Source organism: Arthrobacter sp. SlRoot2-15 (genome assembly GCF_059739345.1).
The window spans coordinates 3325494-3339947 of record NZ_AP046058.1 but is presented as its reverse complement, the minus strand read 5'-3'; the positions used below and the strand labels follow the sequence as shown (position 1 = coordinate 3339947).

The 14454-nt window shown below is 67.8% G+C and carries 16 protein-coding genes and 2 tRNA genes; 10 read left to right on the top strand and 8 right to left on the bottom strand.

The features are described from left to right. The first annotated feature begins 80 nt into the window (after window positions 1–80). Window positions 81–578 carry an OsmC family protein gene (locus AC6I9V_RS15520; protein ID WP_349411391.1) on the top strand — a complete coding sequence of 166 codons (498 nt, stop codon included), beginning with the start codon at window positions 81–83 and terminating at the stop codon, window positions 576–578. Here AC6I9V_RS15520 and AC6I9V_RS15515 read toward each other — a convergent pair. Continuing rightward, window positions 566–1573, bottom strand: coding sequence for an NAD-dependent epimerase/dehydratase family protein (locus AC6I9V_RS15515; RefSeq protein ID WP_497900044.1), 1008 nt, complete (start codon window positions 1571–1573; stop codon window positions 566–568). The two genes, AC6I9V_RS15520 and AC6I9V_RS15515, sit on opposite strands and share 13 nt — an antisense overlap. An 87-nt stretch (window positions 1574–1660) precedes the next feature. Between AC6I9V_RS15515 and AC6I9V_RS15510 the strand changes: the two genes are divergently transcribed. Together AC6I9V_RS15510 and AC6I9V_RS15505 are read left to right on the top strand one after the other, a co-directional pair. Continuing rightward, window positions 1661–2320, top strand: a complete 660-nt coding sequence (locus AC6I9V_RS15510) for a mechanosensitive ion channel family protein (RefSeq protein WP_349411393.1) — start codon at window positions 1661–1663, stop codon at window positions 2318–2320. A gap of 2 nt (window positions 2321–2322) precedes the next feature. Further along, window positions 2323–2781, top strand: a complete 459-nt coding sequence (locus AC6I9V_RS15505; RefSeq protein WP_349411394.1) for a globin — start codon at window positions 2323–2325, stop codon at window positions 2779–2781. Between the two features lie 7 nt (window positions 2782–2788). On the opposite strand, the gene AC6I9V_RS15500 is transcribed toward AC6I9V_RS15505, so the two are convergent. Next, window positions 2789–3481 (bottom strand): Pr6Pr family membrane protein, encoded by a 693-nt coding sequence (locus tag AC6I9V_RS15500; RefSeq protein WP_497900043.1) that lies wholly within the window; start codon window positions 3479–3481, stop codon window positions 2789–2791. A gap of 206 nt (window positions 3482–3687) precedes the next feature. Between AC6I9V_RS15500 and AC6I9V_RS15495 the strand changes: the two genes are divergently transcribed. After that, window positions 3688–4131, top strand: coding sequence for a GNAT family N-acetyltransferase (locus AC6I9V_RS15495; protein ID WP_497900042.1), 444 nt, complete (start codon window positions 3688–3690; stop codon window positions 4129–4131). 12 nt (window positions 4132–4143) lie between these two features. Here AC6I9V_RS15495 and AC6I9V_RS15490 read toward each other — a convergent pair whose 3' ends face one another. Next, entirely contained in the window at window positions 4144–4830 is a 687-nt protein-coding gene (locus AC6I9V_RS15490) for a DUF8185 domain-containing protein (RefSeq protein ID WP_349411398.1), read from the bottom strand. Window positions 4831–4893: 63 nt separating this feature from the next. Between AC6I9V_RS15490 and tesB the strand changes: the two genes are divergently transcribed. Next, the gene (gene tesB, locus AC6I9V_RS15485) at window positions 4894–5874 is read left to right on the top strand and encodes an acyl-CoA thioesterase II (RefSeq protein WP_349411400.1); all 981 of its coding nucleotides are present in this window, start codon (window positions 4894–4896) and stop codon (window positions 5872–5874) included. Between the two features lie 83 nt (window positions 5875–5957). Here tesB and ettA read toward each other — a convergent pair whose 3' ends face one another. Continuing rightward, window positions 5958–7640: an energy-dependent translational throttle protein EttA gene (gene ettA, locus AC6I9V_RS15480; RefSeq protein WP_146337334.1), complete on the bottom strand. Its 1683-nt coding sequence runs from the start codon at window positions 7638–7640 to the stop codon at window positions 5958–5960. 107 nt (window positions 7641–7747) lie between these two features. Next, on the bottom strand, window positions 7748–8284 hold the full coding sequence (locus AC6I9V_RS15475) for a single-stranded DNA-binding protein (RefSeq protein WP_349411402.1): 537 nt from the start codon (window positions 8282–8284) through the stop codon (window positions 7748–7750). A 249-nt stretch (window positions 8285–8533) separates the two neighbouring features. On the opposite strand from AC6I9V_RS15475, the gene AC6I9V_RS15470 reads away from it, so the two are divergent. Further along, window positions 8534–8606 (top strand) — tRNA-Arg (locus AC6I9V_RS15470). Window positions 8607–8686: 80 nt separating this feature from the next. Here AC6I9V_RS15470 and AC6I9V_RS15465 read toward each other — a convergent pair. After that, window positions 8687–9703, bottom strand: coding sequence for a magnesium and cobalt transport protein CorA (locus tag AC6I9V_RS15465; protein ID WP_349411404.1), 1017 nt, complete (start codon window positions 9701–9703; stop codon window positions 8687–8689). Window positions 9704–9887: 184 nt separating this feature from the next. Between AC6I9V_RS15465 and AC6I9V_RS15460 the strand changes: the two genes are divergently transcribed. Then, complete coding sequence (locus AC6I9V_RS15460) at window positions 9888–10316, top strand: LapA family protein (protein WP_349411405.1); 429 nt, start codon at window positions 9888–9890, stop codon at window positions 10314–10316. Window positions 10317–10346: 30 nt separating this feature from the next. Here AC6I9V_RS15460 and map read toward each other — a convergent pair whose 3' ends face one another. Then, entirely contained in the window at window positions 10347–11114 is a 768-nt protein-coding gene (map, locus tag AC6I9V_RS15455; RefSeq protein WP_497900041.1) for a type I methionyl aminopeptidase, read from the bottom strand. A 43-nt stretch (window positions 11115–11157) separates the two neighbouring features. Between map and AC6I9V_RS15450 the strand changes: the two genes are divergently transcribed. Then, window positions 11158–11847: a DNA alkylation repair protein gene (locus tag AC6I9V_RS15450; RefSeq protein WP_349411407.1), complete on the top strand. Its 690-nt coding sequence runs from the start codon at window positions 11158–11160 to the stop codon at window positions 11845–11847. On the opposite strand, the gene mptB is transcribed toward AC6I9V_RS15450, so the two are convergent. Then, the gene (gene mptB, locus AC6I9V_RS15445) at window positions 11844–13589 is read right to left on the bottom strand and encodes a polyprenol phosphomannose-dependent alpha 1,6 mannosyltransferase MptB (protein ID WP_497900040.1); all 1746 of its coding nucleotides are present in this window, start codon (window positions 13587–13589) and stop codon (window positions 11844–11846) included. The two genes, AC6I9V_RS15450 and mptB, sit on opposite strands and share 4 nt — an antisense overlap. Window positions 13590–13608: 19 nt before the next feature. Between mptB and orn the strand changes: the two genes are divergently transcribed. Continuing rightward, window positions 13609–14238: an oligoribonuclease gene (orn, locus tag AC6I9V_RS15440; protein WP_497900329.1), complete on the top strand. Its 630-nt coding sequence runs from the start codon at window positions 13609–13611 to the stop codon at window positions 14236–14238. A 131-nt stretch (window positions 14239–14369) separates the two neighbouring features. Continuing rightward, window positions 14370–14442: transfer RNA gene (locus AC6I9V_RS15435), tRNA-His, on the top strand. Window positions 14443–14454 lie beyond the last annotated feature (12 nt).

Sequence of the window (14454 nt, the reverse complement as noted above, 5' to 3'; positions counted from 1 at the left end):
GCTGACCCCCGCAGTTCAGGACCCCGGCACCGCATGGCGGCGCCGGGGTCTTGGCGTTTTCGCGCCGCTAGACTGGCGGCATGAGCCTCGACGAGCACCACTACGCGCTGACCGTCCGGTGGACCGGGAACCTGGGCGAGGGGACCTCCTCCTACCGCGGCTACTCCCGGGACCACGACGTCGAGATCCCCGGGCTGCCGGTGCTCAAAGGCTCGGCGGACCCGACCTTTCATGGCGACCGGGAGCGGTACAACCCCGAGCAGCTGCTGCTGGCCGCGCTCTCGCAGTGCCACATGCTCTCCTTCCTCCATGTCGCCGTCAAGCACGGGGTGGTAGTGACCGGCTACGAGGACCGGGCCGAGGGCGTGATGCGGACCAACCGGGACGGCAGCGGCCAGTTCGAGTCGGTCACGCTGAAGCCCCGTGTCACGACGGCGGCTCCGGTGGCCGACGAGCTGATGGCGGAGCTGCACCACGGCGCCAATGCGGTGTGCTTCATCGCCCGGAGCGTCAATTTCCCGGTCCGGCATGAGCCCTCGGCGGCCGTCGATCCGGGTGTGGCTGCTCAGGCGGACTGAAACTCGGCCTCGAACTCCCGCAGCAGGCGGCGCTCGGCCGCCGGGCTCAGGCCGGCCCTGCGGTCCCGGTCGAGTCCGCGGCGGCGTTCGTCGACCAGGGTGTCGCTCAGTGTCTCGGTCCACGGGCGCACATTCATCCCGGCGGCCCGCGTCGCTGCGTTGCTGCGGGCGGCGAAGCCGTCGTGGCCTGGCGGGAGCCAGAGCGGCAGCGAGTCCGGCCCTGCCCAGTAGTTCGCCCCGCGTGCGGCCAGCCAATCGGCTGGAGCGGCCGCCACGTCGGCGCTTGACCCGGCGAGCCGCCTAGATTCTTCGAGGTATGCGGCAAAGGGCACCGGCTCGTCGACGGCGTTCAGCGCCCCCGTGACGCCGGCCGCGGCCGCTGTGAGCACCCAAGCGGCCAGGTCGCGGACATCGATGACCTGGGTGGGGTCGGCGGGAATGTCAGGCGCCAGCACCGGGCCGGAGTCCCGGGCGAAGCGGGCGGGCCAGTAGCCGTAGCGGTCCGACCCGTCCCCGGGTCCCCCGATCAGCCCGGCGCGGCACAGGTGCGCCTTGCCCGCGGCGAGTTTCGCCGTCGAGAGTTCAATCGCCGACTTCGCCTCGCCGTAGGTTTCCGGGGTCGCCTCGGCGCCGGGCGCCAGCGGGGCCAGCACGGCGGCGTCCTCGGCCGCACCCGGGACGGAATGGTCTGCGTAGACCGAGCAGCTGGAGACAAACGTCCAGTGCCGCGCGCTGGTAGCCAGGGCTTCGAGCGCCTCCAGCGCGTACCGGGGGTCCCTGGCCACCTCGACGACGGCGTCCCACTCCCCCGCATGGACGGCCCCGGCGTAGGCGGCGGGGCCCCGCGAGCGGTCCGCCTGCAGCCACGTGGCCCCCTCAGGCGGGGCGGACTGTGTGCCGCGGGCCAGGCACATGACCTCGTGGCCGGCGTCGACGGCCTGTCGGACGATTTCTGCTGAGAGGAAGGCGGTACCGCCGAGGACCAGGATGCGCATGGTGCCACGCTACGGCGCTAATGTTGAGGCTGAACAGAGTCTTATGCGCCCGGCGAACGCGGGCGCGCGAAGGAGCACACCGCGCTGATGTACCGCCTGACCTCCGCCGAGTCCATCACGCCGCCGGACATTTCGGCCGTCAACCTGCCGGGCGTCCTGATCAGCATCGGCGTCGGCGTAGCCACGTGGCTGGTGGCGTCCTTCGTGATCGCCGGGATCACCAAAAGCGTCGCCGCAGGAACCTCGTTCTTCAAAAAGCCCCACTTCCGCTGGGTTGCCCCTGCCTTGCGTGCGCTGGACCATCAGCGGCGCGAACAGCGTGCCAACACCATCGGCTCGTTGCTCAACAGCGTGGCGAGCGTGCTCGTCGTCATCATCACGGTGATGTACGTCCTGCAGAACCTCAACGTGAACATCGCCCCGCTGCTGACCAGCGTCGGCATCCTGGGCGTGGCCATCGGTTTCGGCGCGCAGCAGCTGATCCGGGACTTCCTGGCCGGCATCTTCATTACGATCGAGGACCAGTACGGGATCGGTGACGTGATCGAAACCTCCGAGGTAGTGGGCACGGTGGAGTCCATGGGGCTGCGCATCACCAGGGTCAGGGCCGAGGACGGCACCATCTGGTACCTGCGCAACGGCGAGATCCTGAGGGTGGGCAACCGCTCCCAGGGCACCTATGTTTCCCCCGACAGCCCACCGGCGGACGACGCCGGATCAGCACCCCAGCAACAGGCCGGAGAATAAGAATGACGATCCCCACCGCCGGCGAACCCCGCCAGCCCAAGCAGCTGATGCAGAACGATCCCTTCAGCCAGCCCGGCTACACGGACAACTTCTACGACGCCGTCGGCGGCCACGAGACCTTCGTGAAGCTCATCGACGTGTTTTACGACGGCGTCGCCACTGATCCGCTGCTGCGCCCGATGTACCCGGAGGAAGACCTCGGCCCGGCCAAGCGCCGCTTCCTGATGTTCCTCGAGCAGTACTGGGGCGGTCCCACCACCTACGGCGAGGAGCGCGGCCACCCGCGGCTCCGGATGCGGCATCAGCCGTTCCGCGTCACGCCCGAAGCCAAGGACGCCTGGCTTCACCACATGCGCACCGCCGTGGACGCCCTGGAGCTGCCGCCCCTTTACGAGGGCACCCTCTGGGACTACATGGAACGCGCCGCGCTCTCCATGGTCAACAGCCCCTCTGGGGCCTAAGGGCTCCCTAGCGCTGCAGGCGCGGAGCGGCCAGCCACGCACGAATATTCCCCGCGACATGCAGGAGAACGGCGACGACGAGGAACGCGGCGAGCACCTGCGCCGTCGTCGTGAGCGCGGCGCCCCACCCGCCCTCGAGGGTCGGATCGAGGAAGTCGTAGACGTACCAGCCGTCGATGCCACCGCGCACCCACGAGAAGATGAAAAAGGCGGCCGGATAGCCGAGCCACGCCAGAGGACGCCACCAGCTGCCACGGACCGTCCTGGTGACCAGCAGCCAATCCAACGCGGCGAACAGCGGAGCCAGACGGTGGTGCACGAGCTGGGGCCAGTACATATCCAGGCTCCACCACGGCTCGTCCGGCGGAGCCACAAGGACCACGTAGATGATGCCCGTCATCACCAGGTACAAAGCCAGCGCACCCGACAGGCTGTCCCACCAGTGCGGCAGCCGGACCCGCGGCCGGGCAGCCGCGACCACCAGCACCAGCCCGAGGGCAAGGTTCGATTGCACCGTGAATTCGGAGTAGAGCTGGGCGACATCCACGTCGTTGCCAGGGCGCGTCGCATCGTATGTCTTCTGGACAAGGGCGACGAGCACCAGGACACCCACCGCGAAGCGCAGCGCCCGGATCCAGCCGCGGTCCGGATGTAAGGCCCGGTTGAAACGGGGGTGCCGCTCGACAGGTGGATCCAGCACGGACAGGCTGCTCATGCGCCAAGTGTCACAGAGGCGGCAATGCCGGCACACTGGGGCGCCCGGCCTGGTTTTAGAGATGGAAAGACCCCGGAGGCACTTGGGGGAATGTCTCCGGGGTCTTTCTGCCCCAATAATACCCGGCCGGGTATCCGTCGGCAAGCGTTTCGTCTGCCGTGTGCGGGCACCCCGGACAGTAGGGTGAACCCATGCTGATTATCCGAGAGGAACGTAGCGAAGACCGGCCCGCCCTTGCAGCGCTGAGGGCAACGTGGGCCGCGGAGCAGGATCCCGGGCTTGTCGACGATCCGGATTTCGAAGACGTGTACAGCGGCTGGATGGATGCCAACCCGCGGAAGTTCTTTGTTGCCGAGCGGGACGGCGAGCTTGTCGGGATGCTCAACCTGCTGGTCTTTGAGCGGATGCCCAAACCCGGGAAGGACCCCTCCCGCTGGGTCTACCTGGGGAATGTCTACGTGCTGCCGGCCTTCCGGAATGCCGGCATCGGAGCGCAACTGGTCGAAGCCGCGATTGAGTTCTCGCAGGGCATCGAGGCGGCACGGATGGTGCTCTCGCCGTCGCCGGCTTCGCGTACCTTCTACGCGAGGCTGGGTTTCCAGCCCGCCGCGGAGCTGAACATCCTCCGGTTCTGAAGTGAGCCCCGGCTAGGCGCCGTCGGCGGACAGCGCCGACTGGAGTCCTGAGCCGGCGCGGACCAGGACGTGTCCGCGGGCGCTGCTGAGCCGGTACCACCGGCCTGCCCGGAAGAGGCTCTGTTCGCCGTCGGCCAGGAAACCAAGGGTCAGCGCGGCGAACGCGGCCCCGGCGGGCAGTCCCCCGGCGTCGGGCAGCGGCCGGCCCCAGACGGTGGCCCGCGCGTTGTTGACGATCAGGGCGCCCGGCTTGTCCGGGATTATGGCGGCGATCTCGGTGATCCCGGCTTCCGCTGCCTGCCGCAGGGCCGCGTCCGGCAGGGCGCCCAGCGGTTCCCACCCCGTGCGGGGAGCGCCGACGCCGGCCCACGATTCGGTGACGGTCATCGGCGGCACCGGCAGTTCGACGTCATCGGCAACTGCGCGTGCCAGCCGGTCTAGCACGGCTGCGAGCGGGACCGTCACGTCGAGTTCGGCCGACCGGGCCAGGGCCACGGTCCGGAGCCCCAGGATGGTGGGGGTCGACTCCCCCAGCAGGCGGGGCCGGAGCACGCAGACGTAGGCGGCCAGGACCGGCCCGGACGCGGTCAGCCGGATGGCGCCGTCGTCGACCGCCCGGGCCCGGGTTGCGAAGGTGCGCAGGTCGTCAAGGTCGCGGGGATCGGTGAACTGCAGGGGCTGGGTGAGGACGTCAGACACAATCTTGACTCTACCGGCTGTGCCTCTTTTGAGCGGTGCCGGGGTGCCGTCTAGAGTCAAACCATGACTGAAGCCGAAGCCGGATTGCAGGCGCTGCCCATCGAGGACCCCACCTCCTCGCTCATCCAACTCCTGACCCTCGGCGAGCTGGAGGGCGCGCGGACGGACGAGGACATCTTTATGGGCCCGTCCCAGAAGCAGCCGCGGCAGCGTGTGTTCGGCGGCCAGGTCCTGGCGCAGTCCCTGGTGGCCGGCAGTCGCACCGTCCCGGAGGGCCGCGGCGTGCACTCCATGCACGGCTACTTCCTCCGTCCCGGCGACGCCAACAAGCCCATCACCTTCGGTGTCCAGCGGCTGCGCGACGGCCGGTCGTTCTCCGCACGGCGGGTTCACGCGTACCAGGAGGGCATGCCCATCCTGTCGATGATCGCGTCTTTCCAGGACGAGGACGAGGGCATCGAGCACCAGACCGAGATGCCGGCGGGCATCCCGGACCCGGAATCGCTGCCGAGCACTGCCGACCTGCTGGGCAAGTACGACCACCCGGTGGCCCGGCACTGGGCCTATGAGCGGCCTTTCGACATCCGGCACGTGGATCCGGCCCTGTATGTGTCGGCGAAGGGTCCCAAGGAGGCCCGGAACGCGGTCTGGATGCGCACGTTCGGGCCCATGCCCGACGACCCGGAGATGCACCGCGCAGCGCTGGCCTACGCGAGCGACTACACCCTGTTGGAGTCCGTGCTGCGCCGGCACGGGATGAGCTGGATTACTCCGGGCATGTCCGTCGCGAGCCTGGACCACGCCATGTGGTGGCACCGGCCGGTCCGGGTGGACGAGTGGCTGCTCTACGTCCAGGAGTCCCCCAGCGCCCAAGGCGCCCGCGGCCTCGCCACCGGCAAGATCTTCAGCCGCGACGGCCGGCACGTGGCCACCGTGGCGCAGGAAGGCATGATCCGCGTGCCGACGGACTTCAAGAACAAGGTCAAGGGCGCAGTGCAGACGAAGGTGCTGCAGCACCAGATGCGCAAGGCCGACCGCGCCTGAGCGGCACCCACAAAGAAGGCCGGCTCCCCAGTGTGAACTGGGGAGCCGGCCTTTTTCTGTGGCCGTCGCGGGCCCGGCGGGATCTAGTCGCGGGTGAGGCGGCGGTGGGTCACGCGGTGTGGCTTGGCCGCGTCGGGGCCGAGGCGCTCGATCTTGTTCTCCTCGTAGGATTCGAAGTTGCCCTCGAACCAGTACCACTTGGAGGGGTTCTCCTCGTCGCCTTCGTAGGCCAGGATGTGGGTCGCCACCCGGTCCAGGAACCAGCGGTCGTGCGAGACCACGACGGCGCAGCCCGGGAATTCGAGCAGGGCGTTTTCGAGGCTGCTGAGGGTTTCGACGTCGAGGTCGTTGGTCGGTTCGTCGAGGAGCAGCAGGTTTCCGCCCTGCTTCAGGGTCAGCGCCAGGTTCAGGCGGTTGCGCTCACCGCCGGACAGCACCCCGGCCTTCTTCTGCTGGTCCGGTCCCTTGAAGCCGAACGCGGCAACATAGGCGCGGGACGGCATTTCGACCTGGCCGACCTGGATGAAATCGAGCCCGTCGGAGACGACCTCCCAAAGGGTCTTGTTGGGGTCGATGCCGCCGCGGCTCTGGTCCGCGTAGGAGATCTTGACCGAATCGCCGATTTTCAGCTCGCCGCCGTCGAGGGGCTCCAGCCCGACGATGGTCTTGAACAGCGTGGTTTTGCCCACGCCGTTGGGGCCGATGACACCGACGATGCCGTTGCGCGGCAGCGTGAAGGTCAGTCCGTCGATCAGGGTGCGGTCCTCGAAGCCCTTCTGCAGGTTCTTGGCCTCCAGGACCAGGCCGCCCAGGCGCGGTCCCGGCGGAATCTGGATCTCCTCGAAGTCGAGCTTGCGGGTGCGGTCGGCCTCGGCAGCCATTTCCTCGTAGCGGGCGAGGCGGGCCTTGGACTTGGTCTGGCGGCCCTTGGCGTTGGAGCGGACCCATTCGAGTTCCTCAGCCAGGCGTTTGGCCTGCTTGGCGTCCTTCTTGCCCTGGATCTCCAGGCGGGCGCGCTTCTTTTCGAGGTACGTGGAGTAGTTGCCCTCGTACGGGTACAGGTGGCCGCGGTCCACTTCGGCGATCCATTCGGCCACGTGGTCGAGGAAGTACCGGTCGTGGGTAACGGCCAGGACGGCGCCGGGGTAGCTGGAGAGGTGCTGTTCGAGCCACAGGACGCTCTCGGCGTCGAGGTGGTTGGTGGGCTCGTCAAGGAGCAGCAGGTCCGGCTTCTGGAGCAGGAGCTTGCAGAGCGCGACGCGGCGGCGCTCACCACCGGAGAGCAGAGTGACGTCGGCGTCGGCCGGCGGGCAGCGCAGGGCGTCCATGGCCTGCTCGAGCTGGGAATCGAGGTCCCAGGCGTCGGCGGCGTCGATGGCTTCCTGAAGCTGGCCCATCTCTTCGAGGAGGGCGTCGTAGTCAGCGTCGGGGCTGGCCATTTCTTCGGAGATCTCGTTGAAGCGCTGGATCTTGCCGTAGATCTCGCCCACGCCTTCCTGGACGTTGCCCAGAACGGTCTTCTCCTCGTTCAGCGGCGGCTCCTGCAGCAGGATGCCGACGGTGTAGCCGGGGCTCAGCCGGGCTTCGCCGTTGGAGGGAGTGTCCAGGCCGGCCATGATCTTGAGAATGGTGGACTTACCGGCACCATTCGGGCCAACAACACCAATTTTGGCCCCCGGGAAGAAGGACATGCTCACGTCGTCGAGGATAAGTTTTTCGCCAACGGCCTTACGGGCCTTGGTCATTGTGTAGATAAATTCCGCCATGCCTACAAATCTAGTGCTTACACCGGGATAACTCACATTCCCGGTGCCGCACGCCGGAGCCCTGCACCCGGCGCGCGGGGCAGGCGCCACGGGCCGATAACCGCGGCTCAGGCGGCGGCCTCCTTCAGCTCACCGGTCTCCTCGTCGAACTCCGGTTCGTCATCCTGGGAGTGGTCTGCGGCGTCGTCCCGGTCCGCATCCGGCCCGCGGTCGGCGTCGTCCGGCGCGTCGGGCACGCCCTCCCCGCGGTTGGCGGCCGCGGTTTCCTGGCCCGGCACCGGGCCGTTGCCGGCGTTCCGGGTGAAGTTTGCGGACCCCCACATCAGATCGTGGCCGACGGACTCGGCGTCTATTTCCGCCACGTGGTAGATGCGGCCGTCCTTTTCCCAGCTGCGCATCTTGAGCCGGCCTACGACGATGACCCGCTGGCCTTTCTTGATGCTGCAGCCCATGTTTCCGGCCAACTGGCGGTAGCCCTGCACCGTAAACCAGTTGGTGTTGCCGTCCACCCAGGCGTTGGCCGACCGGTCGAAGCGCCGCCCGGTGGAGCCGAGCCGGAAGTTGGCCGTGGCGACGCCACCCGGCGTCGTGGACGTCTTGATCTCCGTGGCCACGAAGCCGCGGACCGTGATGCTGTCATTCATTGCGCTGTCCTGTCTCGATGAGTCTTGCTGGCCATCCCAGCTTCACGCCGGGGCCGGGCCAGCGGCAGGGCCCACCTGCGCTATGTGGACAAACCCACGGGCAGCCGGCGGGTCTCCAGCCGAAGCAGCCTCTCGCGAAGCGGCGACAGGCATGCGGGAATCTCCGGGCGCCCTGACCGGCGGCGCCCACCGGGCACTGTAAACTTCTTGAGGCGTCCCCCGGCAGCAGCCGGACGGCGCGCCACACGCGCCCCAGTAGCTCAGGGGATAGAGCAGCGGCCTTCTAATCCGCCGGTCGGGGGTTCGATTCCCTCCTGGGGCACAAAAGTGCGGCTCTGGCCGCGGATCATCCGCCGGCCAGAGCCGCAACCACCTCATTTCACGGCGCCGGCCGTCAGCCGGTCAGATCCATTTGTTGTGCCGGAACGTCAGGTAGAGCCCCAGCCCCATCGCCAGCATCAGCCCCAGGGCCATGGGATAGCCGAAGACCCAGTCGAGCTCAGGGATCAGGCGGAAATTCATACCGTAGATCGAGGCGATGAGCGTCGGGGCGAAGAGGATGGCGGCCCAGGATGAGATCCGCTTCGTCTGCTCGTTCTGGGCGATGCTCGATTCCGTCAGCAGCCGCATTTCGTCGTTCTGCCGCTGCGCCACGAGCGCGGCGTTGACCGCGAGCGCATTCTGCAGCAGGGCCCGGAATGCCGTGATCCGTTCGCTCAGGCGCAGCACATGGTCCAGGACGTCCCGGAAGTGGTCCTGCAGTTCGGGCCCGGGCACCCGGTTGGGGCTGCCCGCCCTGAGCGCCTGCAGTATCGCGGTCAGCGGAGCCGTGGCGCGCTGGAACATGATCACCTGCCGCGAGAGCTCGTAGATCCGGCGGGAGACGCCGGGATCGGCGGCAAAGAGCTCATCCTCGATCTCGTCGACGTCGTTCTCCAGGCCGGCGGCCACGGGCTCGTACTCATCAACCACCTGGTCCAGGATGGCGTACAGTACGGCGTCCGGGCCGAGGGCCAGGAACTCGGGCTCGGCTTCCATCCGGCGCCGTACCCGGGCCAGGTCCGGTGATTCGGCATGGCGGACGGTCACCACAAAGTCGGGGCCGGTGAAGACGTGGATCTCGCCGAATTCGACTTTCTCCACCTCGTCCAGGTAGCGGGCCGGCCGCAGCACCAGGAACAGGGTGTCGCCGTAGTGCTCGAGTTTGGCGCGCTGGTGGCCGGCGAGCGCATCCTCCACCGCCAAATGGTTCAGGTCGAATTCCTCGGCCACCGAGCGGAGCTCCGGGGCGTCCGGGCGGTAGAGCCCGATCCAGGCCATCCCCTGGCGTTGCCGCAACAGGAAATAGGTCTCGTCCAGGTCCTCCGGGTCCGCGGTCCGGTACCCGTCCACGTAAACGGCGTTGTCGACGATCGTCACGGCCATGCCTCCTCGCCTGAACCGCCCGCTCAGGGCGGCCCCTTGGCTGTGACGCTATACCGTCCCACGCCGGCTGCCAACCGCACGTGCGCCCGCCCGGTCGTCAGTACCCTTAGTATTGGACTGACAAACGGGATATTGGGAATGCCCGACAGCCCGCCCGCAACCGAAAGGTACGGCCGCCATGACCCAGATACCCAGCGGATTCGATCCCCAGGAGCCGAAAGAAGGCCCGAGCCCGCAGTACCCAGCGACAACGGACGCCCCGCCCGGCTCCCGGGAGGAAACACTCCCCGCGGCAGCGTCAACGTCGCCGTCGTCCGCCCCGGGACCCCGTCAGGTCACCCGCGCGGGCATGGTCTGGGCCGCCGTTGCCAGCGCACTCGTGGTGCTGGTCCTGCTCATCGTCTTCATTCTGCAAAACCAGGTCTACGTCCAAGTGAAGTTCTTTGGCCTCGAAGGCTCGGTTCCGCTCGGAATTGCCCTCTTCATTGCCGCGGTCGGCGGCGGCGTGCTGGTCGCCATCGCCGGAGCGGCACGCATCATTCAGCTGCGGCTTGCAACCCATCGTCAACGCGTCCGGCTGGCTGGCCAAAGCACACGGACCCGCTGATAACCCGCGGCCCGGCGTAGTTCACCCGCCCTAGGGCAGCGTCAGGATCTTCGGGCCGTCGGCCGTGATCGCGACCGTGTGCTCGCTGTGCGCTGCCCGGCGTCCGTTGGCCGAGCGGAGCGTCCACTCGTCCTCGTCGTGGTAGTAGTCGTCCTTGCCGCCGAGGATCAGCATGGGTTCGATCGCGATGACGAGCCCCTCGGTCAACTTGATGCCCCGGCCGGGACGGCCTTCATTGGGCACGGGCGGTTCCGCGTGCATGGTTTTGCCGATGCCGTGGCCTCCGTGGTCGGCCAGCAACCCGTAGCCCGCCCGGCGTGCCGCGCCGCCGATCGCGTAGGCCAGATCGCCCATTTTGTTGCCGATGCGCGCGGCTTCGATGCCGCGTGCCAGCGCTTCCTCGGTGGCGGCGATCAGCGCCTGGTCCACCGGTTCCGCCGTGCCCACGATGAAGCTGATGGCCGCGTCGCCGCACCAGCCCTCGAGGAAAGCGCCGCAGTCCACACTGAGCAGGTCGCCGTCGGCCAGCCGGTAGTCGTTGGGGATGCCGTGGACCACGGCGTCGTTAACGGACGTGCAGATCACGCCGGGGAACGGCACCGAGGCCCAGCGTGGACGGTAGTTCAGGAAGGCCGGGATGGCCCCTTCCCCGGCGATCGTCTCCGCAGCCAGCTCGTCCAGTTCCTTCAGGGACACGCCGACGGCGGCCGCGTCTCGGACGCGTTCCAGCGTGGTGGCCACAACCCGGCCGGCTTCGCGCATCAGGGCAATCTCGGCGGGGCTCTTGATCATCGACATGCCCTAACTCTAGGGCCGGCGGGTGCGTGGCTAAAGTGGTCTCATGGCCCCCGCTGAACTGATCTCCACCATCCGGTCCCGGCTGCAGGCGGCGGCCGATCCTCTCCGGGCGGCAGGGGCCCGGGCGTACATGAAGTCCGAGATGCCTTCGCTGGGGGTCCGCGTTCCGGAGGTCCGGCGGATCGTCAAAGCCGCCGCCAGGGAGCTGCCTCCCGGCTCCCTGGCGGAGCTGCAGTCGGCGGTCCTGGAGCTGTGGCGCGGAGCGCGCTGGCGGGAGGAGCGCTACGCGGCCATCGATCTGGCCGGCCTTCGGCTGGCCGGCGGCGCGCTCGGCATGCTCCCGCTGTACGAGGAGATCATCCGGACCGGCGCCTGGTGGGATCTGGTGGACGGGGTCTCCCACCGGCTCTGCGAACTGCTGCAGACCCACCGGGAAGACATGTCGCCGGTGCTGCTGCGCTGGAGCACGGATCCGGACTTCTGGATCCGGCGGTCCGCCATCACCGCCCAGCTGGGGGCGAAGGCCGCCACCGACCGAGCCCTGCTGGCCGCTGTCATCGAGGCCAACCTGGCCGATTCCGAGTTCTTCATCCGGAAGGCGATCGGCTGGGCGCTGCGCGATTTTTCCGCCACCGACCCGGAATGGGTGCGCGCGTTCGTACAACAGCACTGGGATCAGCTCAGCCCGTTGTCGCGCACGGAAGCGCTGCGGAAACTTCGTGCGGACGCCTAGATGACCGGACGGGTGGTGACCGGCTCCGCCGGCTTGCTGAAGAGCTGTTTGGTTTTCGGGTCGAGGAAGATCAGGTACAGCGCAAAGAGCAGCGCGATAATGGCCGCGGCGTTGCGGGCCAGCGCAAGGGCAAGGCCCAGGTCCTCGGTCTGCAGGTACGGGAAAACCTCCAGCTGGTCCGAAATGGCGTAGACCATAAAGAAGGACACGATGAAGTACACGGCCTTGACCTGCCAGTCGTCACGGATGCCGGTGACCGCAAACAGCGGGATGAGCCAGACGACGTACCAGGACTGGATCATCGGTGCCAGGACCACGACGGCGGCAAAGGCCAGCGTCAGGCGGCGCATCAGGCGGTCGAAGTCGCCCCGGAAGATCTGCCAGGCGACGACGCCCAGCGCAAGCAGCTTCCCGGCGTCGTACACCCACTTGGCCATCCCCCAGCCGTCCAGGCTGAAGGCATTGAAGATCGAGGCGACAATGAGCCCGAGCAGCCCGACCGGCGCGTACCAGATCCAGATGCTGCCCGGGGCGGAGAGTCCGTTGATCCAGCCGAAGCCGAACCCGTTGACCAGGCTCATCCCGTACAGCAGGGCCAGGCTGATGCCCGCGGTGAGCGCCCAGAAGACGAATTTGCGCGGCCAGCCGGCATTTTTGCCCGCCCACAACAGGCCGATGAACGGCAGGAACACGATCGTGATGGGTTTGACCGAGATGGAGAGCGTGACGAGGACCAGGCCAAAGAGCACCCGTTTCGTGGCGCAGTAGTAGAGCCCGGCGAGGGCGAGGCCGATCATCAGGGCGTCGTTGTGCACGCTGGCGATGAAGTTGGTCAGGAACAGGGGGTTGGCGGCGGTGAGCCAGAGGGCGCGGTGCGGGTTGACGCCGTGGAGCTCGGCCAGTTTCGGCACGTAGACCACGCAGAGCACAATGCCGGCCAGGGCCGCGAGCCGGAACAGCATGATGCTGGCCTCGGGATGGACGTTGGTGGACCAGACCACGAGCTGCTCGATCCAGAGGAAGAGCTGCCCGTACGGCACCGGCGCCTCGGTCCACATCTTGTCAGCGCCGAGCTGGAAGTAGTTGGAGAGCGCCGAGATGCCGTTCTCGTAGGGGTTGAAGCCCTCCACCATCAGGCGGCCCTGCCCGATGTAGGCGTAGACATCGCGGCTGAAGAGCGGGACGGAGAACATCATCGGCAGCCCCCAGGCCGCCACCGCGAGCAGCGTCGCCTTGCGCGCGCCCGCGCCCCAGTGCCGCACGCGCTGCCCCAGCCGGAGCCAGGCCCGTACCAGCAGCATTCCGCCGACGGCCAGCAGCACAATGCTCAGTCCGACGCCGACGGCCTCGGTGCGCATCCAGATGAACAGGGGCAGCCGGCGCAGTTCGGAGACCGGGGCGAGCCAGCCGACGCCGAGCGACCCGACCGCCATAAACACGGATCCGAGGAATCCGGAGAGGATCGGCGAGGCGGCGTTGTCCACATCCGCAACCCCTGCCTTCGGGGAGGTGCGGGACGTACCGACAGCCGTTTGCCCCGCCGCAGGTACAGGCGCCGTCATCTCAGGGTCGTCCAATCTGTTGTGGAGCTGGTTTGGCCCGCATCCGGCCCGAAAGGCAGTGAGGGGGCGCGCCGCGATGACGAAAATCTTCGAAGGCCGCGTTGCCAAAATCCTAGCACCGGACCGCTCAGGTGCGCCGGAACGGTAGGCTGGGCGGGTGCCTATATCTAATGAACGCATCGTGTGGATCGACTGCGAAATGACCGGCCTGGACACCAAGAACGACGCCCTGATCGAGGTGGCCGCCCTGGTGACGGACTCGGAGCTCAACATCCTCGGTGACGGCGTCGACGTCGTGATCAAACCCGACGACGCCGCGCTTGCCCAGATGAACGACTTCGTGCGCGACATGCACACCCGTTCCGGGCTGCTGGCCGAACTCCCCCGCGGCAAGACCATGGCCGAAGCGCAGGCCGTTGTGCTGGAGTACATCAAGAAGTGGGTGCCGGACCCGAAGAAGGCCCCGCTGGGCGGCAACTCGGTGGGCACCGACAGGGTGTTCCTGGTCCGCGACATGCCCGAACTGGTGGAGCACCTGCACTACCGCGTGATCGACGTCAGCACCATCAAGGAGCTCTCCCGGCGCTGGTACGCCCGGGCGTACTTCCAGTCCCCCGCCAAGCTCGGCGGCCACCGGGCCCTGGGCGACATCAAGGATTCCATCGACGAGCTCCGCTACTACCGTGAGGCGGTCTTTGTGCCGCCCCCGGGTCCCGACAGCGCCACCGCGCAGCGGATCGCAAAGTCCGTCATGGCGGCTGCCGCATCGGACGCGGAATCGTCAGCGGACGACTCAGCGCAAGCACGGGCGGCAGCACCCGCGGAGTAATCTGCACCACGTTTGGGGAAAATTTCCGCGAATTCGGGGAAATTGGCAAAACCACCCCCAAGGAGCAGGTAAGCTATTTGTCGTTGCCTTTCCAGACAGCCGGTTCGCCGGTGGTCACGGCGGGGCACATGGTGGGCGTAGCTCAGTTGGCAGAGCGCCTGGTTGTGGTCCAGGAGGTCGCGGGTTCAACCCCCGTCGCTCACCCTCACCAAGGAC